This is a genomic window from Demetria terragena DSM 11295 (assembly GCF_000376825.1).
Classification (GTDB): Bacteria; Actinomycetota; Actinomycetes; order Actinomycetales; family Dermatophilaceae; genus Demetria; species Demetria terragena.
In genome coordinates this window covers 302,554-323,112 of record NZ_AQXW01000004.1, presented here as the reverse complement: position 1 = coordinate 323,112, position 20,559 = coordinate 302,554, and the positions used below count along the sequence as shown (strand labels likewise).

The following is a 20,559-nucleotide window of genomic DNA, read 5'->3' as shown; positions in this document are numbered from 1 at the left end:
GCGTGGGAGGATGCGACGGTGGCTAAGAAGAAGGAACGCAAAGCGGACAAGAAGAAGAACTCCAAGGAAGACCAGAAGCTGAAGGCTAAGTCCAAGGAGAAGACGGCCAAAGCGAAGAAGAAGGATAAGGACTCCGGCAAGGACAAGGCCAAGGCCAAGTCCGAGGCGCAGGCCGCTCCGAAGCCGGCGCCAGTGCCGATCGAGGTGCGCCCAGATGACCTCGAGTCAGCGCTTCGGGTGGGGGCGGGGTTTGAGCTTGCGGGGCTCGATTCTCGTGATACACCAGGGTTTTCGGGTGATAAGGACGCAGCAGCGGCGGCCATGAGCGCGGTAGAGGACGAGATCGCCGACCTCCAGGAGCGCCTGTATGCCAACGGTCGTGATGGGGATGGTCCGGCAGTTCTGCTGGTTCTGCAGGGGATGGACACCGCGGGCAAGGGCGGCATCGTGCGCCACGTTGTGGGCGCCGTCGATCCTCAGGGTGTCCAGCTCACCTCGTTCAAGGCTCCGACCACCGAAGAGAAGCGGCACCCGTTCCTCTGGCGGATCCGTCGAGCACTCCCGGAGCCAGGCTTCATCGGTGTGTTTGATCGCTCGCACTATGAAGACGTGCTGATCGGCCGGGTGCGCAACTTGGCGCCGGTATCGACCCTCAAGGGCCGCTACACGCAGATCAACACTTTCGAGCGGTCGCTGCGCCGCAAGGACATTCACATCATCAAGGTCATGCTGCATGTCTCTCCGGAGGAGCAGAAGGAACGGCTGACCGAGCGCCTCGACCGTCCGGACAAGCACTGGAAGTTCAACCCCGGTGACACGGATGAGCGCCAGTACTGGGATGCCTATCAGGAGGCGTACCAGCTGGTGCTCGAAAAGACCTCGACGGACGAGACGCCGTGGTACGTCGTTCCGGCAGACCGCAAGTGGTACGCGCGCCTCGCGGTGCAGCAGTTGTTGCTTCGCACCCTGCGCGAACTCGACCCGCAATGGCCAACGGCCACCTACGACGTGGAGTCGGAGAAGCAGCGGCTCGCCGCGACCTAAACCGGGTCTCGACAAGCTCGACCGGCGAAGGCTCGACCGGCGAAGGCTCGACCGGCGAAGGCTCGACCGGCGATGCTGGTCACTCCTGGTGTGCCGCGCGCAGCACCAGGAGTGACCTTTGCGGCACCGCGATCGAATCGCCAGAGTTGTAGGCCGTCTCGACGTCATCCCTGCCGGGCACTGTCGAAATCGCGGTATGCCACGGCCCCGGCAGATCGGCCGGAACGGTGAAGTCGATGTCGGCATTGTCGACGTTGAACATCATGAGGAAGTCATCGTCGGTGACCGGGCGCCCGTGCTTATCGGGCGTCAGAATGGCCTGGCCGTTGAGATAGACCGTCAGGGTGCGCGCGACGCCATTGCGCCAATCCAACTCGCTCATGCGGGTGCCCGCGTAGCCGTACCAGTAGATGTCGCCGCGCTCGCTGGCGCCGCCGTGGTCGGCCGCCCCAGCGAAGAACCGCCGGCGCCGGAAAGTGGGGTGCTTGCGGCGGAGCGCGATGGCCTGCTGTGTGAACTCCAGAAGTGACTGCTCTTCGTCGTCGAGTTCCCAATTAATCCAGGTGATTTCGTTGTCTTGGCAGTAGCCGTTGTTGTTGCCGCCTTGGGTCCGTCCCAACTCATCGCCGTGAGCAAGCATCGGCACGCCCTGGCTCATGAGCAACGTGGCGATGAAGTTTCGCTGCTGTCGTGCTCGCAGGGCGCGTACTTCGCCGTCGTCGCTCTGCCCTTCGATCCCACAGTTCCAGGACCGGTTGTGATTCTCGCCGTCCTCGTTGTCGTCGAGGTTCGCCTCGTTGTGTTTCTCGTTGTAGGAGACCAGGTCGCGCAGCGTGAAGCCGTCGTGACAGGTGACGAAGTTGATCGAGGCAATCGGCCGACGGCCACTGTGCTCGTAAAGGTCACTCGAGCCCGTCAGCCGCGACGCGAACTCGCCCAGCGCCGCCGATTCGCCGCGCCAGTAGTCCCGCACCGTGTCGCGATAGCGGCCGTTCCATTCGGTCCACAGGGGTGGGAAGTTTCCGACCTGGTAGCCGCCGTCACCGAGGTCCCACGGCTCAGCGATCAACTTGGCCTGGGATATGACGGGGTCCTGCTGAATGATGTCGAAGAAGGCAGACAGTTTGTCGACTTCGTGGAACTGACGCGCCAGAGTCGCGGCAAGGTCGAAACGGAAACCATCGACATGCATCTCTGAGACCCAGTAGCGCAACGAGTCCATAATCAGTTGCAGCACATAGGGATTGCGCATCAACAGACTATTTCCGGTGCCTGTGGTGTCGTAATAGTGCGCGGGGGAGTCATCGACCAACCGGTAGTACGCCTTATTGTCGATGCCCCGGAAACAGATGGTTGGCCCGAGTTGGTTGCCTTCGGCGGTGTGGTTGTAGACCACGTCAAGGATCACTTCGATGTCGGCGGCGTGCAGGGCCTTGACCATCGACTTGAACTCGGTGACCTGCTGCCCGAGGCTGCCCGAGGCCGAGTAGGCGTTGTGGGGTGCCATGAAGCCGATGGTGTTGTAGCCCCAATAGTTGGACAGACCCTTGTCGACGAGCGTCGAATCCTGGACGAACTGGTGAACCGGCAGCAACTCGATCGCGGTAATGCCCAGCGTCGTGAGGTGCTCGATGATGGCCGGGTGCGCGATGGCCGCGTACGTCCCGCGGATGTCATCCGGGACATCGGGGTGCGTCATCGTCAGGCCTTTGACGTGCGCCTCGTAGAACACGCTCTCGTGGTATTCGCGCCGCGGTGGGCGGTCGTGCCCCCAGTCGAAGTAGGGGTTGATGACGACGGACGTCATCGTGTGTCCGAGAGAGTCGTCCTGATTGCGCTTCGTGCGGTCATCGAACTCGTAGCTGAAGAGCGCCTGGTCGCCATCGATCTGGCCGTCGACGGCCTTGGCATAGGGGTCAAGCAACAGTTTCGATGGGTCACATCGGTGGCCGTTGTCCGGGTCGTACGGGCCATCGACCCGGAATCCGTAGCGCTGTCCAGGCTGGACGCCGGGCAGATAGGCATGCCAGACGTGATGGTCGACCTCGGTCAGTTCCACCCGGCGCTCGACGTACGCGCCGTCGATCTCGTCGATCAGGCAGAGGTGCACGGCCTCGGCCACCTCTGAGAAGAGTGCGAAGTTGACACCTGAGCCGTCGTACGTTGCGCCAAGCGGGTAAGCCATACCCGGCCAGTTCTCATCAACCGACGACACACATTCTCCTTCTCACTGCGAGGCACGTACTTCGACACCCGGTGTGCATTGTGCTGCACGGACCTGCACGGTCGCGCCGCTACCGTGGTCCCTGTGACCATCAGCGACCGTGCTGCGGCGACGCCGTGAGCACCTGGAAGACGCGACTCAAGGGCGTGCTGGCTCAGGTGCCGGGGCTCCTTGGGCTTGCACGGCTGACGGTCGAGACAGTACGCGTCTGTATGAAGTGGCGCGTGACCGGACTCGCCGCGGAAGCCGGATTCTTTGCTCTGCTGTCGTTGCCGCCCTTGATCTTTGGACTCTTAGGAGCCGTGGGATACCTCGGCGGTTGGCTTGGCCCAGACGTCGTCGACCAGGTCACCCTCGCACTCAAGAACTACGCCTCGCGCTTCCTCACGGATGAGGGGCTCAATGAAGTTCTGATGCCGACGATCGACGACGCGCTCTCCGGCGGGCGTCCCGATGTGATCTCGGCAGGTTTTCTGCTGAGCCTCTGGTCGGGTTCGCGGTGTCTCAATGTGTTGATGGACAACATTTCCATCATGTACGGCCAGGGCGGGGTCCGTGGCATCGTCAAGACGCGGGTCCTGAGCCTGTCGATCTATTGCGTCACGGTGCTCTTCGGTGCGGTGTTGTTTCCCTTGATCGTGCTTGGCCCACGGTTGCTCGAGCAGCTCCTTCCCGAGCGGGTGCAGTTCCTCGTCACGTTCTATTGGCCGTTCGTCGGCGGCCTCACCATCCTTGGCCTGGCCACCCTGTACTACATCGCGGTTCCTCAGCGCGCCAGTTGGACGCGCGATCTGCCGGGAGCCGCGCTCACGCTGGTGATCTGGCTCGGGGCGTCGTACGTCCTGCGCGTGGTGATGGGTAACTCGATCGGCGGGACCTCAATCTATGGCCCGCTCGCTGCAGCCATCGTGGTGCTGATCTGGCTGTATTTCCTGGGAATTGGCGTCCTGATCGGCGCAGCGATGAACGCTGCATCGCACAGTCTGTGGCCCCCGACGGTGCCAGCAGTTGAGCAGCGGGCCAGGGACTGGGTTGAGGGTCGCGTCCAACGATTGCGGCCCGAGTCCGCGGATGAGAAGGAGCCGTCCGAAGGTGTCGCTGAGGAGCAGTCGTCGAAGCGGCGATCCGGCTTGGACGACCCACGACCCATCGGCTAGGGTCAACGAGCACGAAGCGCCCAGTTGGGCGCAGTGTCATCCGCGGACATAGCTCAGTTGGTAGAGCGCAACCTTGCCAAGGTTGAGGTCGCCGGTTCGAGCCCGGTTGTCCGCTCTGCCCCTTGTGGGACAGGCCCGAATGTTGGGCATCTGGTGGAGTGGCCGAGAGGCGAGGCAACGGCCTGCAAAGCCGTCTACACGGGTTCAAATCCCGTCTCCACCTCGTGCGAACTGTGGCGTCTGCTGACGTTGACAGCCCCGTTTTGGGGAAGTCGACGGAGGTCAGTTACAGTTCTGACTCGTTGCTCGGCACGCCGAGTAGCAGGCGGACATAGCTCAGTTGGTAGAGCGCAACCTTGCCAAGGTTGAGGTCGCCGGTTCGAGCCCGGTTGTCCGCTCTGGCTCCCTCAGTTGAGGGAGCCACGAGGGCGATTGGCGCAGTGGTAGCGCGCTTCCTTGACACGGAAGAGGTCACTGGTTCAAACCCAGTATCGCCCACCAGTTGATCGGCCCCTGATGTGCAGAGATGTACATCAGGGGCCGATTTTGTTTTGCGGCTCGGCGCCGAAGGTAAAGAGAAGGTAAAGGGCGGGTATGAATTACCCCAAGACCCTCGACCTCAGCGTGCTCTGGGCGCCAGGGTAGGCGAAGGAGTGCACGGGAACGGCTGTGTGCTCAACCTGAGGGAGAAGTTGTGCGATCCAGCAAATCACTGTCACTCGCCGCTGCCGTCGCAATCGGCGCCACCGGTATGGGGACCTCATCAGCACTCGCCGCCCCGAGCGTCGACCTGAGTGGACCAGGTTCCTCGTACGGCAAGCCGATTGACCTGAAGCAGGCTGCGAACGTCAAGCAGGCCAAGGAAGCCAAGAAGATCTACCAGCGGATTCTGACGAAGTTGCCCAAGGACTACCGAGCCAAGTTGAAGGCGTTCAACGCCAAGGCAGGAATTGAGCATCAGCCGCAACAGCAGATGGCAATTACCAAGATTCAGAACCGTGGTCGTGCCGCCTTGGCCGGCAAGCGGGTGATCAATCCTGAGGACTACGAGTGCGGTCCGACTCCGTTCAACGACTGGATTGACAAGGAACTGGCGCCGATTGAGTCGACAACGCTGACCTACTTGGAGGACCTGGGCGCACTCGAGGTGCCTACCTATGACGCGCTGCTCTTCGGCGCACCGGACGACGGTGACCACGACTTGCCGGCAGCCGAGGGGCCGCGCCTCGCCTCAAGCTTCGAGACCATCCAGGGGTTCTGGGATGTTCCGCTTGACGACATCCAGTTGATGTCAATGGACCGCAACATCTTCACTAAGCAGTCGAACATGGCCCGTACGCTGAAAGTGCTCTTCAAGGTCGGCGACGCAGACGCCACCTCGATCGCCAAGGATATTCAGAGCCTGGTGAAGTCTGACCCGGCACTGAAGGGCGGCAAGCATGCGCTCTTCTCTTTGAATGCCTTCGCCTACACCGGGCCGGACAGTGCCGACAAGGTGATCTTCGGTGACGGAATTCTTGAGTCACTGAACGAAACTGGCCACGGTGCCGTCGGTCCAGATGTCGTGATGAGCCATGAGATGGCCCACCACGTTCAGTTCGAGAACGGCACGGGTGCGAATGTACCGCCGTCGCCGGAGGCGACCCGCGCTACCGAACTTGGTGCGGACGCGTTCGGAAACTATGCCGGCGCCCACAGCAAGGGACTCGGCGCGAGTGCCTCGGATCTGACGACTTACCAGAACGTTGCCTTTAACATCGGCGACTGTGGATTCGAAAGCGAGGAGCACCACGGAACGCCAAACCAGCGCAAGGCAGCGTCATCGTGGGGCGCTGCGGAGGTTCAGAATCAGGATGACCCGACGGCCATCCAGCCGAGCCAGACCCTGCAGGACCGGTTCGAGGCCGCACTTCCGGGGCTCACGGCTCCGGACGCCAAGACCACCATCGCGGGATACCTGAAGAAGGCAAAGGCCGCTTCCTAAGCAACGACAACAACCCAAAGGGGCGCCGACCATCGTGGTCGGCGCCCCTTGCGTGTGGCTACTCCGACCGAACGGGACGTCGGGACCAGCGGGAAGCCAGGATTGGACCCGAGATGTTGTGCCACACCGAAAAGATCGCAGCGGGCAGTGCCGCGGCGGGATTGAAGTGTGCGCTCGCTAAGGCGGCCGCGAGGCCCGAGTTCTGCATGCCGACCTCCACGCTGACCGCACGGCGCCCCGGGACATCCAGCCTGCATACTTTCGCGATCGCGTAGCCAAGGCTGAGTCCAAGAGCGTTGTGCAGGATGACCGCGAGCACCACCGTGAGACCGACCGTACGCAACGTGTCAGCACTTCCACCGATCACGATCGCGACGACGACCGCGATGCCGAACACGGACACGAGTGGTAGCGCCGGAACAACACGCTCCACCAGGCCGCCGGCCAAGGTCCGCAACAAGACTCCCAGTAGAACTGGCAGGAGCACGATCTGCGCGATGGAGGTGAAGAGCGACCCGGCGTCGACATTCATGAATTCGTCGGCAAGCAGGAGGACGATGGCGGGCGTGAGGAGGGGAGCGAGAAGGGTGGATACGGTCGTCATCGCCACGGAGAGGGCGGTGTCGCCACGCGCTAGATAGACGATGACGTTGGATGCGGTGCCTCCCGGCGCCGCGCCGACTAACACCATTCCGGCGGCAAGGGCGGGGGAGAGGTCGAGTGCGACGGCCAAGCCGTAGCCCGCCAACGGCATCACGATGAACTGGGCCGCGACGCCGGTGATGAGCGCCCACGGACGCTTGGCGACAATCGCAAAATCAGACGCACGCAAGGTCATACCCATTCCCAGCATGATGGTCGCGAGCAGCCAATTCACCGCGGGTGCGCCGGAGGCAAAGAAGTCCGGAAGCAGAAAGGCAATGACACCTGCGGCGATCACGATGACGGCAAACCAGCGACCCACCAGACCGCTTAACAACTCCACGTGCTTCATAACGGAGGACTCCAGGTGACGGAAAGGGTGTTCGATTCGCCACCAAGTCTGGCACCCTGTGCCGGTGACGCCGGGACGTGCCGAGTTCGGGGATCGAGTGGCCACGGGGGTCCTCGACGTCACCTCCGACCCCGCCAAGCTCGAACGGGCCGGCTTTTGGGCGGTGGTAGTCACCTTCGAAGGTGAACTCACCGCGGTGCGCATGGCACATGTCGAACACCGGGTACGCCCGGCCGCCGCTCCGCTGCAAGCCGTTGCGGACTACCTCGATGGCTGGGAGTCGTCGCTGACTGAGGAGGCCTACCTCGAGGGGGTTTCGCGGATTCGCCGATCGATTGCCGCGGGCGAGACCTACCAGGTCAACCTCTGCCGCGTGCTCTCTCGTCGAATCTCCGAATCATTCGACCTCGACCGTTTGAATGATGTTCTCCAGCAGAGCAATCCAGCTCCGTACGCCGCGCGGATCGACGTACCGGCTGCTCGCCTCGATGTCGTGTGTGCGTCTCCTGAACTGTTTCTCGAGCGCGCAGGCGACCGTCTCGTGTCTGGCCCGATCAAGGGCACCGCGCCGACGGCAGATCAGATGCTGGAAAAAGACCGTACCGAGAACATCATGATCACAGATCTGGTCCGAAACGACCTCTCGGCCGTGAGTCTTCCCGGATCGGTCGATGTCGAGCAGTTATGCGCTGAGGAGGCGCACCCCGGCGTCGTGCACCTGGTCTCGACGATCGCGTCCCGACTTCGTCCCCAGACCGGCTGGCACGACATCTTGGCCGCCACCTACCCACCCGGGTCTGTCTCCGGTGCGCCGAAATCGTCTGCGCTAGAAGCTATCCGGAGTCTGGAGCCAGTCCGGCGAGGGCCATACTGCGGAGCAATCGGGTGGGTGGACAGTGACGCAGGGGAGGCGCGCCTCGCGGTCGGGATCCGCACCTTCTGGGCAGAGCGTGATGCTGGCGGCCAGCGCCTTCTTCGCTTCGGTACTGGGGCCGGAATTACTTGGGGCTCAGACCCGTCGAGCGAATGGGCGGAGACCGAACTGAAGGCCCGACGATTGATTTCTTTGGCCGGACACGCATTGGGACCCTCCGATGCGGCGGTGTAGGAGATGATCGTCATGCCTGGTCTAGGCATGACGATGAGCCCGAGGAGATGGAGTGACTGACAACATGCGCGCGATCCAGATCACCAGCCTGGACGGCCCCGCGGCGGTCGAATGTGTCGAGGTTCCCGTACCAACAGACGACTCGATGGTGAGTATCGAGGTCAAAGCTGCAGGCGTCGCGTTTCCGGAGTTGCTCCAGACTCGTGGGCTGTATCAGCTCAAGCCAGAGTTGCCGTTCATCCCAGGGGCGGAGGTGGCGGGCATCGTGGTGTCAGCGCCAGAATCCAGCGGTCTCAACGTCGGCGATCGGGTGTGTGCCCTCACCAGGCTGGGTGGTTTCGCGGAGCGCGTTCTGGCGCAGCCTGACCTCACTTTCAAGCTTCCGGACCAGGTGAGTTTCGAGGCAGGTGCCTCATTCATCTTCAACTACGGCACCTCGTACTTCGCGCTGATCGAGCGCGGACACCTGGAAGGTGGCGAGACAGTCCTGGTGCACGGAGCCGCTGGCGGGATTGGTACGAGTTCCATCCAGGTCGCGAAAGCCTTTGGTGCAGGAAAGGTCATCGCGGTGGTCTCCAGCGAGGAGAAGGGAGCCGTCGCCATACAGGCAGGGGCCGATGAGTTCGTCCTGAGCGAGGGCTTTAAGGACGCTGTCGGCAAGTCGGTCGACATCGTGGTTGACCCCGTCGGAGGCGATCGATTCACGGACTCGCTGCGCACCTTGCGTGAGCACGGACGCCTGTTGGTCATCGGATTCACTGCGGGTGACATCCCGAGTGTGAAGGTGAATCGACTACTCCTGAATAACATTTCGACCGTCGGTGTGGGATGGGGAGCATACGCCTTGTCTCGGCCCGGGCACGTCGCGAAGGAGTGGACCGCGATGGAGAGTGCCTTGGCGAGCGGGGCATTGGCCCCGATCGTGGGCGCGACCTTCCCGTTGGAGCGAGCCGTCGATGCGCTGCAGTGCATCGAGCAACGAGCAGCGACGGGAAAGGTCGTCTTGACGATCTGACTGGTGACACCTCGATAAGGTCGCATCATGACAATCAATGTGTGGGTCAACGGTGCACTCGTTGGCGACCAACCCGCGCTCAGTGCCCTCGATCACGGAGTGACGGTCGGCGACGGAGTGTTTGAGACGTGCAAAGTGGTGGACGGCAAGGTTTTTGCGCGTACCCGCCACCATGACCGGATGGACCGTTCCTTGACCGGGCTGGGTTTGCCCACGGCTGACCGCGGACTCCTCAATGAAGGTATTGCCGCGGTGCTTGATGGGCTCGATGGCCTGGTCCGGCTGCGGTACACGGTGACTGCTGGTGTCGGTCCGTTAGGTTCAGAGCGCATTGGAAGCCCCATGAGCTACATCGCCATGGCCACACCGATTGATGTCCCGCCTGCGACGACGACAGTGATTCCCGTCTCGTGGACGCGCAACGAACGCAGCGCCGTCGCGGGGCTGAAGACCACCTCGTACGCCGAGAACGCGGTCGCGCTGGCCGCGGCACGTGAGCGTGGTGCGACGGAGGCAATCCTGGCCAACACTCGCGGTGAGCTCTGTGAGGGCACCGGATCTAACATTTTTGTCGTCGTGGACGGCGAGATTGTGACCCCGTCGTTGGAGTCCGGTGCGCTAGCCGGAATTACCCGCGAGCTCGCGCTGGAGTGGGGACGTGCGGCGGGACTACCGGTTCAGGAAAAGACGCTGGAGTTGTCGATCCTCGACTCCTGCGATGAGGCCTTCCTGACTTCTTCGACGCGGGACATCCAGGGAATCACCGCGGTGGGGGAACGATCAATGCCCTCCGATCGTCCTCTGACAGAGGCCATGGCGCAGGCCTTCGCTGCGGCGGCGGCCCATGACGAGGACGAGGCGGGATGACCCAGCACCACGAAGATGACAACATTCTGATTGACGCCGAAGAGGACGATTGGGCCTGGCGACGGAAGATCCGCTCGAACCCGGCAACGGCGAAGGTCTACCGCACCTTCATTTTTATTCTCGGATTGATTGTCGTGATCGGTGGCGTCATCGCGCTGCCAGCGCCCGGGCCGGGTTGGCTCATTATTTTCGCCGGACTGGGTATCTGGGCCACCGAGTTTGAATGGGCCAAGCGCGTGCTCGACTGGGCCAAGGCCAAGGTCAAGTCCTGGGAACTCTGGATGCGAGCTCAGCCTTGGTGGGTGTCGGCGTTGGTGGGTCTGGCGACGCTCATCGTCGTCCTGGCGATCTTCTGGGCGCTCTTCGCGATCAGCGGGGTTCCCGGCTTCTTCCCCGATGGCATTGAGAACTGGCTGAAGGATCTTCCGGGCCTCGGGTAGGTCCGATTTCGGTTTCAGTCTGGCGGCGGGCTATCCTTCCCGTCGCACCAGGATGTGTAGCTCAGCTGGTTAGAGCGTTCGCTTCACACGCGAGAGGTCAGGGGTTCGAGTCCCTTCACATCCACCCACACTTCGCCTAACGTCGAATGCCTCTAGGGCAGGAGACCTCATGGCAGTACGCACCGCTCGACGAGTCCTCGCGATCAGCATGGTCGCCTCGGGACTGATCTTCCCCGCCGCATCCGTAGCGGTCCCCACGGCCGATGCTGAGCGCATCAGCCACGCCGAGGCGACCAGGCAACTCACGGCCGCAGGAATTCCCTGGGTATCTCCTGATGACTGCGCGGACCGAGATGACCCCCGGTGCACCTCCTTTGAGCAGGTCCGCCAAGACACCATCAGTGGAGCCATCGTGCTGAAGAAATACAGCGGCTGCGCCATCACGGTGACCGGTGCGACGGAAACTGGGCATTCCACCAGTACGACCTACAGCCACTGGAACGGTTGGAAGTTGGACTATCGGCTCACCGACTGTCTGGAGTCCTATGTCCGCGAGCACTTCACCTATGCGGGGGTGCGTGGCGACGGATACCCGCACTGGAAGGCCTCCTCGGGAAACATCTACACCAAAGAAGCCACCCACTGGGACGTTCTGTATTACGCCGCCGGTGGGTGAACTCGTCGCCTTGCGATAATCGCAAGTAGTCCCTACGGTGTGAGCCATGCCTCACGCCCTGGATCGTCTCGCCATGGCCGATCGAGCACGCCAAGCGATCCATCTCAGCGGTCTATCGCAGCGTGAGGTTGCGGCGCATCTCGGGCTCGATGAGACCAAACTGTCCAAATCTCTGTCTGGTGTTCGCCGCCTGACGGCGACCGAACTGTTCTCCCTGGCCACGGTCACCGGGGCGACCGTTCAGTGGCTGCTGGGCGGAGAAGCTCTGGTCTCGGTGCCACCGTCGGGGAGTGACGTCCAGGAATCTGGGCAAGAAGCCCACGAGCATTCACCACGCCAACGCGCCATCGTCGAGGCCGCGTGGGAACTCGTGGCGGATCGTGGGTTCGACGAGGTGCGCGTGCTCGACATCGCGGGCCGTGCAGGGGTGTCGACCGCGACCGTTCACCATCACTTTCCACACAAGCGCGACCTCTTCGGTGCGGCGCTGAAGTACTCGGTGAAGCTGGCCTTCGACCGCCAAGTGGCCTGGCTTTCCGATCTCGACGACGCGCAGGAGCGACTGCGCCGCCTTCTGGAGTTGCAGTCGCCGATCGGTGCGGCCGCTCGCCAGGAGTGGTCGATCTGGGTGCAGGCCTGGGCGCGCAATTCGGTTGGGGGGCGCGCACCGGACCCGGAGTACATCGAGAGTTATCGGCGATGGTGGAGCACCGTCCGTGCAGCAGTGGTCGACGGTCAAACTCAAGGGTGCGTTCGGCCCGCGGCGCCTGACGCCCTGGCTGATGAGATCACCTCGGTTCTGGACGGCTACGGCCTCAAAGTGCTGACCGGAACCCTCTCCATGGCGGCGATGCGGCGACAGATGGACGCCTACCTCGACCGAGCAGTTTTCATTCACGTTCCCGATAAGGAGTCCTCATGAATCGCAAAGTCGTCCTGACGTGCGCCGTCACCGGGGCGGGTGACACCGCCGGCCGGAGCGAGCACGTTCCCGTGAGCCCCGATGAGATTGCCGCCGACGCGATCGCGGCCGCTCGCGCTGGGGCATCGGTGATCCATATCCACGTGCGCGACATCGAGACGACGAAAAGCTCCCGGGAGGTCGCGTACTACCGCGAAGTGGTTCGACAGATCAAGGCCTCCGACGTCGACCCCGTCATCAACCTCACGGCCGGAATGGGCGGGGATCTCATCCTGAATCCCCAGGCACCCACGGAGCACATGCCCGGCACTGACCTCATCAACGCGTTGGACCGGCTGCCGCATGTAGAGGAACTCCTCCCGGAGATTTGCACGCTGGACTGCGGGTCACTCAACTTCGGTGATGGCTCGACCCTCTATGTATCCACTCCCGACATGCTGCGCGAGGGCTCCAAACGCATTCAAACCCTTGGGGTGCGTCCGGAGTTGGAGATCTTTGACACCGGAAACCTGTGGTTCGCGAACGTCCTGGTGGAGGAAGGACTCATCGAGGCACCGCCGCTGTTCCAGTTGTGTATGGGGATTCCCTACGGTGCGCCGCCGAACCCTGAACTCCTGCACACCATGGTCAACATGCTGCCGGAGGGCGCCCAATTCACGTCGTTCGCGCTCGGCCGCAACCAGTTGCCCTGGGTGGCCCAGTCCGTGCTCGCCGGTGGGCATGCCCGTGTCGGGCTGGAGGACAACCTCTACCTATCCAAGGGCGTGAAAGCGACCAATGTCGCGCTCACTGAGCGCGCGGTATCGATCATTGAAGACCTCGGTGCGCAGGTGGCGACACCCGAGGAAGCCCGGCAGATCTGGCGGCTACGAGTGCAGACCCCTATGGCCGAAGGAGTGCGCCTGTGAACGGTCGACCAGAGATCACCGACGTCAAGACGATCACGTGCGTCGGAGCCGGAACGATCGGCGGCGGGTGGGCCGCATACTTCTTGGCTCGGGGTTTTACCGTCCGGATCTGGGATCCGGCGCCCGATGCTGCCGAGCGCTTTACACGGCTGTTGGAGCACGCCTGGCCAGCGCTGGCCGAACTGGACATGGTTGCCGGCGCGAACCAGAGCGACTGGAGCGTCCACACGGATCTGGCCGAAGCACTCGAAGGAGCTGACTTCGTTCAGGAATCTGCTCCTGAGGACCTGGAGCTCAAGCGCGACTTGCTCGCTCGGATTGACGCGGCCGCCGGGCCGGGCGTCGTGGTCGGTTCCTCGACGTCGGGCTACGGCATGACCGAGATGGCCGTACGCACCACGCATCCCGAGCGCTTTGTCGTCGGGCATCCCTTCAATCCGCCCTATTTGATCCCCCTCGTGGAGGTCGTCGGCGGCGAGGGCACCTCAACTGAAGTCGTCGACTGGGCTGCTGAGTTCTACTCTGCCATCGGCAAATCCGTGATTCGTATGGACCGCGAGGTCCCAGGATTCATCGCCAACCGCCTTCAGGAGGCGCTGTGGCGGGAGGCTCTGCACATGGTCGACAACGGTGAGGCAACGGTCGAGCAGATTGACCGGTCGATACGGGACGGACCGGGCCTGCGCTGGCCCTTCCACGGACCAATGTTGACCTTCCACCTGGCCGGAGGCGAGGGCGGGATGGCCCACATGCTTGACCACTTCGGGCCGTCCTTGAAGTCGCCCTGGACTCGATTGAGCGCCCCTGAGCTCACCCGCGACTTGTACGACTCGGTCGTCGCGGGCTGCGAGAACGCCAGCGATGGCCGATCGATCAGCGACCTGATGGCGGAGCGAGATGCTCAGATCGTGGCCCTGCGCACGATGATGCGCTCCACCGCCGAAGACGGGAAGGCCACCTGACCGACCGCCCTACCGCCATGACCGTCACGAGCCTGAGGACCCCGTATGCCTGAGCCGACAGACCCCCAACCCGATACCGGAGCGCGGCCACCACGACCGGTGAAACGGATGATCAAGGAGGTGACCCGACCTGGCCTAGTCCATCCGGCCCTCATCCCCGGAATCGGAGTCGAAAGCACGCGTCGGACGTTTGCGACCAACCGGACGGTATTCGTGATCGCGGGCGCCTTGGTGGCCGCCGTGATCATCTGGGCCTTTGCGTCGCCCGACAGCATCAAGGACGTCGGAGAGACCTCGCTGGCCTGGGTGACCGGCACCTTCGGCTGGATGTTCGGCATCCTGGCGATCGCGATCGCGCTGTTCATGCTGGTGGTGGGCTATGGCCGTACCGGCGGCATCAGGCTGGGGGAGGATGACGAGAAGCCCGAGTTCTCGACGGTTTCCTGGATCGCGATGCTCTTCTCCGCGGGTATGGGCATCGGGCTGCTCTTTTACGGGCCGCACGAGCCACTGACCTATTTCCTGGAGCCACCACACGGAGCAAACGCCGAGGCCGGCTCGCCCGACGCGGTGCAGATGGCCATGGCCCAGACGTTCCTCCACTGGGGCCCCATCGCCTGGGCCTTCTACGCCCTGGTCGGCGGCGCTATCGCCTACAGCGCCTACCGGCGCGGGCGGACACCACTGTTTTCCTCCCTGTTCGAGTCGATGCTGGGGTCACGGGCGCACGGACCCCTGGGTGCCGCGATCGACATTTTCGCGATCATCGTGACCCTGTTCGGCACCGCGATCTCCCTCGGCATCGGTGCGCTACAGATTGGCCGTGGCTACGAAGTGGTCACCGGAGCCGGGCCGGTCGGCAACGCGTTTCTCATCGCCGTGATGGCCATCCTGACCGCGCTGTTTATTATCTCGGCCGTCTCCGGGATCAAGCGCGGAATCCGGGCGCTGTCCAACATCAATATGGCACTGGCTGGTCTGCTTGCGGTTTTCGTGTTTATCGCCGGACCGACCGTCTTCTTGCTCAACCTGATGCCAGCCGGACTGACCGAATTCGGGAGCAGCCTCGGCACGATGCTGTCGCGCAACCCGAATCAAGGTCAGGACGCTTCGGACTTCATGGCGGGCTGGACGACGTATTACTGGGCATGGTGGGTCGCCTGGTCGCCCTTCGTGGGACTGTTCATCGCCAAGATCTCGCGTGGTCGCACCTTGCGGGAGTTCACCACCGTCGTGGTCGTGGTTCCGGCAGGCGTGTGCTTCGTGTGGTTCTCGATCTTTGGCGGCACCGCGATGCACATGGAATCCGAGGGCAAGGGCATTAGCGGGGCCGGGAGCCCCGAGGCCAGGCTCTTCGCGGTCCTCGACAACCTGCCCCTCAGCACCATCACGTCGGTGTTGGCGCTGCTGTCCATCGTGATTTTCTTCGTGACATCGGCAGACTCCGCCTCGATCGTGATGGGCTCCTTGTCCCAAGGTGGCAAGCCTGAACCGTCGAGTTGGGTGACGATCACCTGGGGTGTCCTGCTGGGTCTGACCTCGATATCGCTGCTGATTGCCGGTGGGGAGGACGCGCTCGGTGGCCTCCAGGCGATCATGATCGACACGGCACTGCCGTTCGCGATAATCATCATCGGGATCATGTTTGCGTGGTGGAAGGACCTGCAGACCGACCCCTACATCCTGCGAGCCAAGTACGCGAACGCCGCCGTGGAGCAGGGCGTGCGGCGCGGTATCGAGGGGCACGGTGACGACTTCGTCTTCGGTGCGACCCAGGTCGATGAGCACACCGGTGCCGGTGCCTGGCTGGACACTGACGATCCGAACCTGACTGAGTGGTACGTCGAGGCCACGCGTGAGTCGGAGTCAAAGGACCGTCCGGACTAAGCGGTCTGGCCCCGGGGCGCGGGAGGTGCACCCCGGGGCCGGTAATCTTGGGGCGCGTTCGACCGTAGACCGTGCGCGCTGCCACTTACGTTCCCGAGGAGACCCCGTGCCCGCACAGTTCACCGTGACCATCGATGGAGAGAGCCGATCGGTGGACGCCGGAACGACAGGCACGGACCTTTTCGGCCAGGACCGCTCCGTCGTTGCCATGACCGTCAACGGCCAGGAACAGGATCTCTTCCGCGAACTTCTCGACGGTTCGGAGGTCGCGCCGATTACCGTCGACTCACCAGCCGGTCTGGCGATCCTGCGGCACTCCACCGCGCACGTCTTGGCGCAGGCCGTCCAGCAGGCCAATGCCGACGCCAAGTTGGGGATTGGCCCGCCCATTACGGATGGCTTCTATTACGACTTCGACGTCGAAGAACCGTTTCAGCCCGAGGACCTCAAGGCCCTCGAGAAGGCCATGCAGAAGATCATCAACGAAGGGCAGACCTTCGAGCGTCGCGTAGTCAGCGACGGGGAGGCACGCGCCGAATTGTCCGGCGAGCCATACAAATTGGAGCTCATCGGCCTCAAGGGCGGAGCAGAAGAAGCCGCTGAGGGCGCGAGCGCCGAGGTCGGCGCTGGCGAGTTGACGATCTACGACAACCTGCGCAAGGACGGCAGCCGTGCCTGGGGCGACCTGTGCCGCGGCCCGCATGTGCCGTCGACCAAGGTGATCGGCAACGCGTTCAAGGTGATGCGCTCGGCTGCGGCCTACTGGCGCGGCTCAGAGAAGAATCCTCAGTTGCAGCGTATCTATGGGACCGCCTGGGCTAGCAAAGACGATCTGAGGGCCTACCTCGAGCGCCTCGCCGAAGCGGAGAAGCGTGACCACCGGCGTCTTGGCGCCGACCTTGACCTGTTCTCCTTCCCTGAGGAACTCGGCTCCGGGCTCCCGGTCTTCCACCCCAAGGGTGGGGTCATCAAACGGGAGATGGAGGACTACGTCCGCCAGCGTCACCTGGAGGAAGGCTTCGACTACGTCGGGACTCCGCACATCTCCAAGGAAGCGTTGTTCCACACTTCCGGACACCTGCCGTACTACGCCGATGGCATGTTCGAGCAATTCCATGTCGATGAGACGCCTTACCGGCTCAAGGCCATGAACTGCCCGATGCACAACCTGATCTTCCGGTCGCGCGGGCGTTCCTACCGCGAGTTGCCGGTTCGCCTTTTCGAGTTCGGCCACGTCTACCGCAACGAAAAATCCGGTGTGGTGCACGGGCTGACTCGCGTTCGCGGGTTCGCCCAGGACGACAGCCATTCGTATGTCACCCGGGAGCAGGCGCCCGGCGAGATTCAACACCTGTTGGACTTCGTGCTGTCGCTCCTGCGGGACTTCGGTCTCGATGATTTCTATCTCGAGCTGTCCACGCGCGATGAGGATGGGGAGAAGTCGGCGAAGTTCATCGGCTCAGACCATGAGTGGGTTGAGGCCACCCGCATCCTTGAGGAGGTTGCTGTGGGCTCCGGCCTGGAGCTGGTTCCCGACCCGGGCGGCGCTGCGTACTACGGGCCGAAGATCTCAGTCCAGGCCCGTGACGCGATCGGGCGTTCGTGGCAGATGTCGACGATCCAGTACGACTTCAACCAGCCCGAGCGCTTCGAGTTGGAGTACCAGGCCAGCGACGGCACCAGGCAGCGCCCCGTCATGATTCACTCGGCGAAATTCGGCTCCATCGAGCGGTTCCTCGGGGTCCTGGTCGAGCACTACGCCGGCGCGTTCCCTCCGTGGCTCTCGCCCGTCCAGGTGCTCGGGGTTCCAGTTGCGGAAGAGTTCGCTCCGTATCTGTCGGATGTTCTAGACCGCATGCGGGAGAAGGGAATTCGCGTCGAACTCGATGACGGTTCAGAGCGTTTCCCGAAGAAGATCCGCAATGCCAGTAAGGCCAAGGTGCCGTTTGTCCTCATCGCCGGGGGAGAGGACCGCGACGCGGGTGCAGTGTCGTTCCGTTACCGCGACGGCTCCCAGCGCAATGGTGTCGCGATCGACGATGCGATCGCTGAGATCTGTGCGGCCATTAAGACCAAGGCGCAGGTGACTTCTGCGGGTGAGTGAAGTCACCGTGTCGCGATCCCCTTTTGGGACCAAGGGCAACCTAATCTGACAGGCATGAAGAGTTTTCTCAACCCGTCCGCGGCTGTCACCGATGCCGTCCTGCTGATCACCCGAATCCTGTTGGGAGTCGTGATGATTGCCCACGGGTCTCAGAAATTCTTTGACCAGGGAATCGACACGGTGAGCAAGAGTTTTGACGGGATGGGCATACCGCTGCCCACCGTGGCGGCGTACTTCACCGCGTCCGTCGAGCTAGTCGGTGGCGTCCTGTTGGTTGTCGGCGCTCTCACGGTCGTTGTGGGCGTCCTGTTTGCCTGCGTGATGGCTGGCGCGTTCTGGTTCACCCACCGTGAGGCCGGTCTGTTCGCCTCCGAAGGTGGCTGGGAGTTCGTTGCGGTGCTCGGCGCGTTTGCGTTGGCCTTGGCGGCAGTCGGTCCTGGCCGCTACAGCGTGGACAGCATGGCCACCGGTCGGCGTTGACGACACCCGGCTGATGTGCCGGTGGCCCTGTGCAAGACTCCCGCTGTGAGCGAGGTCACGATCGAGCGGGCCACCCACACACCGTCGTCAAGGACTGGGGGAGTCGTTGATCCGTGTGATGTTCGACTGGGGCGAGCAAACCGGCGTGGAACGCTACCAGCTCAACTCCGCCCCGATCGGCCGATCCCTCTACGCCCGAATGGGTTTCGAGACCCCCGACGCCCAGCTCATGGAGCGGCGAGTCCGTCTTTGATCTCGTTCTTGAGCACCTTGCCCACCTTGGAGCGCGGCAAGTCGGTCCAGACGTGGATGACCTTGGGGGTCTTGACTGACCCGATGCGGCCCTTCACGAAGGCCATGAGTTCACCGGCGTCGAAATCGACATCGGGGACGGGCTGAATCACGGCTTCAACGCGCTCGCCCCATTTTTCGTCTGGGCGACCGATCACGGCGCAGTCGCGTACGGCCGGGTGCGCCATGAGGGCTTGCTCGACTTCGGTGGAGAACACATTGAAGCCGCCGGTGATGATCATGTCTTTGGCGCGGTCGACGATGAAGAGGAAGCCGTCCTCATCGAGGTAGCCGATGTCGCCTGTGTGATGCCAGCCGTGTGCACTGACTTCGGCCGTGGCTTCGGGGTTCTTGTAATACCCCGCGGTGACCAAGGATGAGCGAACGCCAATCTCACCGCGCTCTCCGCGCGGCAACTGGTTCCCTTTGTCGTCGAGGATGGCAACGGTGACCAGGGGAGCAGGACGGCCCGCCGAGGACAGTTTGTCCAGCGCCGGAGCGCCATCTGGTCCAAAGTGGTCGGCGGGGGACATCGTGGAGATCATCATGGGCGCTTCGGTCTGACCGAAGAGTTGGGCCATGACTGGCCCGATTCGAGTCAGTGCTTCCTCCAGGCGAGTCGCCGACATGGGCGCCGCGCCGTACCAAAAACACTGCAGCGAGGAACGATCGGTGCGCTCGAGTGCTTCATGGCCCAGGACCATGTAGATCAACGTGGGTGGCAGGAACGTATGCGTCACCTGGTGGTGCTCGAGGTGCTCCAGGAATCCGCCGACGTCCGGCGCCCGCATGATGACGATTTCGCCGCCAAGGCACAGGATGGGAAAGCTCAGCACCCCCGCGGCGTGGGTCAGTGGGGCGAGGGCGAGGTAGACCGGACGCCCGTCGAACGGATACGCCATCAAGGTGATGGCGGTCATCGTCTCTAGGTTGGTTCCGCTGAGCGTCACCCCTTTGGGTCGGCCGGTGGTGCCGCCCGTGCCGGCGATCATGGCCCGATCGTCGACGGCGGGAAGATCGACCCGGCCGACTTCCTGGCGCCCTGGTGCCAGGAAGTCGGACCAGGTGAGCGCGTCTGGCAGACGTTCGTCCAGGGCAGCGGACGAAGCGTCAAGGCAGACCCAGACGCGCACTTTCGGGAGGTCGGGTGCGATAGCGGCGACCAGGTCGGCATACGAGCGCTGAAAGAACAGCACCTCGCAGTCGAACAGGTCGAGCAGTTCACGGTTCTCTGCTGCCTCGTTCCGCGGGTTAATGGGACACCACACGGCACCAGCCCGACTGATCCCGAAAACACAGGAGAACGCGGTCGGGTCGTTGGAGGCCAGAATGGCCACCGAACTTCCCGCGCGCACCCCTGCAGCGTGGAGCGCAGCGGCGACCTCGAAGGACGTCTCCTGCACGTCGGCGTACGACAGTGAGGCTCCATCCGTAGTCAGACATGGCGCGGCCGGGTTAAGCGAAGCGCCCTTGTCCAAGAAGTCGACGATGCGCAT

The 20,559-nt window shown here is 63.1% G+C and carries 17 protein-coding genes, 5 tRNA genes and 1 pseudogene; 20 read left to right on the top strand and 3 right to left on the bottom strand.

What is annotated here, in order from left to right:
• The first annotated feature begins 18 nt into the window (after nucleotides 1-18).
• The gene (locus tag F562_RS0105675) at nucleotides 19-1,044 is read left to right on the top strand and encodes a PPK2 family polyphosphate kinase (protein ID WP_018155965.1); all 1,026 of its coding nucleotides are present in this window, start codon (nucleotides 19-21) and stop codon (nucleotides 1,042-1,044) included.
• A 79-nt stretch (nucleotides 1,045-1,123) separates the two neighbouring features.
• Here the strand turns inward: F562_RS0105675 and glgX are convergent, their stop codons facing one another.
• Entirely contained in the window at nucleotides 1,124-3,229 is a 2,106-nt protein-coding gene (glgX, locus tag F562_RS18215) for a glycogen debranching protein GlgX (protein WP_018155964.1), read from the bottom strand.
• Nucleotides 3,230-3,384: 155 nt separating this feature from the next.
• Here glgX and F562_RS0105660 point away from each other — a divergent pair, with 155 nt between their 5' ends.
• The 6 genes from F562_RS0105660 to F562_RS0105635 all read left to right on the top strand — a co-directional run bounded on the left by F562_RS0105660 (nucleotide 3,385) and on the right by F562_RS0105635 (nucleotide 6,409).
• The gene (locus F562_RS0105660; RefSeq protein WP_018155963.1) at nucleotides 3,385-4,425 is read left to right on the top strand and encodes a YihY/virulence factor BrkB family protein; all 1,041 of its coding nucleotides are present in this window, start codon (nucleotides 3,385-3,387) and stop codon (nucleotides 4,423-4,425) included.
• A 42-nt stretch (nucleotides 4,426-4,467) separates the two neighbouring features.
• A tRNA-Gly gene (locus F562_RS0105655) sits at nucleotides 4,468-4,540 on the top strand.
• A 37-nt stretch (nucleotides 4,541-4,577) separates the two neighbouring features.
• A tRNA-Cys gene (locus F562_RS0105650) sits at nucleotides 4,578-4,648 on the top strand.
• A gap of 102 nt (nucleotides 4,649-4,750) precedes the next feature.
• A tRNA-Gly gene (locus tag F562_RS0105645) sits at nucleotides 4,751-4,823 on the top strand.
• A 28-nt stretch (nucleotides 4,824-4,851) separates the two neighbouring features.
• Nucleotides 4,852-4,926 (top strand) — tRNA-Val (locus F562_RS0105640).
• Between the two features lie 193 nt (nucleotides 4,927-5,119).
• On the top strand, nucleotides 5,120-6,409 hold the full coding sequence (locus F562_RS0105635) for a hypothetical protein (RefSeq protein WP_018155962.1): 1,290 nt from the start codon (nucleotides 5,120-5,122) through the stop codon (nucleotides 6,407-6,409).
• Nucleotides 6,410-6,467: 58 nt separating this feature from the next.
• On the opposite strand, the gene F562_RS0105630 is transcribed toward F562_RS0105635, so the two are convergent.
• Nucleotides 6,468-7,403 carry a bile acid:sodium symporter family protein gene (locus F562_RS0105630; protein WP_018155961.1) on the bottom strand — a complete coding sequence of 312 codons (936 nt, stop codon included), beginning with the start codon at nucleotides 7,401-7,403 and terminating at the stop codon, nucleotides 6,468-6,470.
• 58 nt (nucleotides 7,404-7,461) lie between these two features.
• On the opposite strand from F562_RS0105630, the gene F562_RS0105625 reads away from it, so the two are divergent.
• The 13 genes and pseudogenes from F562_RS0105625 to F562_RS21360 form a co-directional block, all read left to right on the top strand.
• Nucleotides 7,462-8,511 (top strand): chorismate-binding protein, encoded by a 1,050-nt coding sequence (locus tag F562_RS0105625; RefSeq protein WP_018155960.1) that lies wholly within the window; start codon nucleotides 7,462-7,464, stop codon nucleotides 8,509-8,511.
• A gap of 52 nt (nucleotides 8,512-8,563) precedes the next feature.
• Nucleotides 8,564-9,526, top strand: a complete 963-nt coding sequence (locus F562_RS0105620) for a zinc-binding dehydrogenase (RefSeq protein WP_018155959.1) — start codon at nucleotides 8,564-8,566, stop codon at nucleotides 9,524-9,526.
• A gap of 27 nt (nucleotides 9,527-9,553) precedes the next feature.
• On the top strand, nucleotides 9,554-10,393 hold the full coding sequence (locus F562_RS0105615; protein WP_018155958.1) for an aminotransferase class IV: 840 nt from the start codon (nucleotides 9,554-9,556) through the stop codon (nucleotides 10,391-10,393).
• Nucleotides 10,390-10,833, top strand: coding sequence for a TIGR02611 family protein (locus tag F562_RS0105610; protein WP_018155957.1), 444 nt, complete (start codon nucleotides 10,390-10,392; stop codon nucleotides 10,831-10,833). Before F562_RS0105615 ends, F562_RS0105610 begins: the two co-directional genes overlap by 4 nt.
• Before the next feature lie 50 nt (nucleotides 10,834-10,883).
• Nucleotides 10,884-10,957 (top strand) — tRNA-Val (locus tag F562_RS0105605).
• Nucleotides 10,958-11,002: 45 nt separating this feature from the next.
• Nucleotides 11,003-11,509 (top strand): hypothetical protein, encoded by a 507-nt coding sequence (locus F562_RS0105600; RefSeq protein ID WP_018155956.1) that lies wholly within the window; start codon nucleotides 11,003-11,005, stop codon nucleotides 11,507-11,509.
• A 46-nt stretch (nucleotides 11,510-11,555) separates the two neighbouring features.
• Complete coding sequence (locus F562_RS0105595; protein WP_018155955.1) at nucleotides 11,556-12,431, top strand: TetR family transcriptional regulator; 876 nt, start codon at nucleotides 11,556-11,558, stop codon at nucleotides 12,429-12,431.
• Nucleotides 12,428-13,339, top strand: a complete 912-nt coding sequence (locus F562_RS0105590; protein WP_018155954.1) for a beta-keto acid cleavage family enzyme — start codon at nucleotides 12,428-12,430, stop codon at nucleotides 13,337-13,339. The genes F562_RS0105595 and F562_RS0105590 overlap by 4 nt, the downstream gene beginning before the upstream one ends.
• Nucleotides 13,336-14,301 carry a 3-hydroxyacyl-CoA dehydrogenase NAD-binding domain-containing protein gene (locus tag F562_RS0105585; RefSeq protein ID WP_018155953.1) on the top strand — a complete coding sequence of 322 codons (966 nt, stop codon included), beginning with the start codon at nucleotides 13,336-13,338 and terminating at the stop codon, nucleotides 14,299-14,301. Before F562_RS0105590 ends, F562_RS0105585 begins: the two co-directional genes overlap by 4 nt.
• Nucleotides 14,302-14,346: 45 nt before the next feature.
• Nucleotides 14,347-16,188, top strand: coding sequence for a BCCT family transporter (locus F562_RS18210; protein WP_156822549.1), 1,842 nt, complete (start codon nucleotides 14,347-14,349; stop codon nucleotides 16,186-16,188).
• A gap of 106 nt (nucleotides 16,189-16,294) precedes the next feature.
• The gene (gene thrS / locus F562_RS0105575) at nucleotides 16,295-18,292 is read left to right on the top strand and encodes a threonine--tRNA ligase (protein ID WP_018155951.1); all 1,998 of its coding nucleotides are present in this window, start codon (nucleotides 16,295-16,297) and stop codon (nucleotides 18,290-18,292) included.
• A gap of 54 nt (nucleotides 18,293-18,346) precedes the next feature.
• Entirely contained in the window at nucleotides 18,347-18,772 is a 426-nt protein-coding gene (locus F562_RS0105570; protein ID WP_018155950.1) for a DoxX family protein, read from the top strand.
• An 85-nt stretch (nucleotides 18,773-18,857) separates the two neighbouring features.
• Nucleotides 18,858-19,025: pseudogene (locus tag F562_RS21360) on the top strand (GNAT family N-acetyltransferase); the annotation flags it as partial.
• On the opposite strand, the gene F562_RS0105560 reads toward F562_RS21360, so the two are convergent.
• Entirely contained in the window at nucleotides 19,000-20,559 is a 1,560-nt protein-coding gene (locus tag F562_RS0105560; RefSeq protein ID WP_018155948.1) for an AMP-binding protein, read from the bottom strand. The pseudogene F562_RS21360 and the gene F562_RS0105560 sit on opposite strands and share 26 nt — an antisense overlap.

Coding starts and splice junctions, on each gene's coding strand:
- glgX (WP_018155964.1), bottom strand. CDS start 3,229: ATGGCTTACCCGCTTGGCGCAACGTACGACGGCTCAGGTGTCAACTTC.
- F562_RS0105630 (WP_018155961.1), bottom strand. CDS start 7,403: ATGAAGCACGTGGAGTTGTTAAGCGGTCTGGTGGGTCGCTGGTTTGCC.
- F562_RS0105615 (WP_018155958.1), top strand. CDS start 9,554: ATGACAATCAATGTGTGGGTCAACGGTGCACTCGTTGGCGACCAACCC.
- F562_RS0105610 (WP_018155957.1), top strand. CDS start 10,390: ATGACCCAGCACCACGAAGATGACAACATTCTGATTGACGCCGAAGAG.
- F562_RS0105600 (WP_018155956.1), top strand. CDS start 11,003: ATGGCAGTACGCACCGCTCGACGAGTCCTCGCGATCAGCATGGTCGCC.
- F562_RS0105595 (WP_018155955.1), top strand. CDS start 11,556: ATGCCTCACGCCCTGGATCGTCTCGCCATGGCCGATCGAGCACGCCAA.
- F562_RS0105590 (WP_018155954.1), top strand. CDS start 12,428: ATGAATCGCAAAGTCGTCCTGACGTGCGCCGTCACCGGGGCGGGTGAC.
- F562_RS18210 (WP_156822549.1), top strand. CDS start 14,347: ATGCCTGAGCCGACAGACCCCCAACCCGATACCGGAGCGCGGCCACCA.
- F562_RS0105570 (WP_018155950.1), top strand. CDS start 18,347: ATGAAGAGTTTTCTCAACCCGTCCGCGGCTGTCACCGATGCCGTCCTG.
- F562_RS0105560 (WP_018155948.1), bottom strand. CDS start 20,559: ATGCGCATCGTCGACTTCTTGGACAAGGGCGCTTCGCTTAACCCGGCC.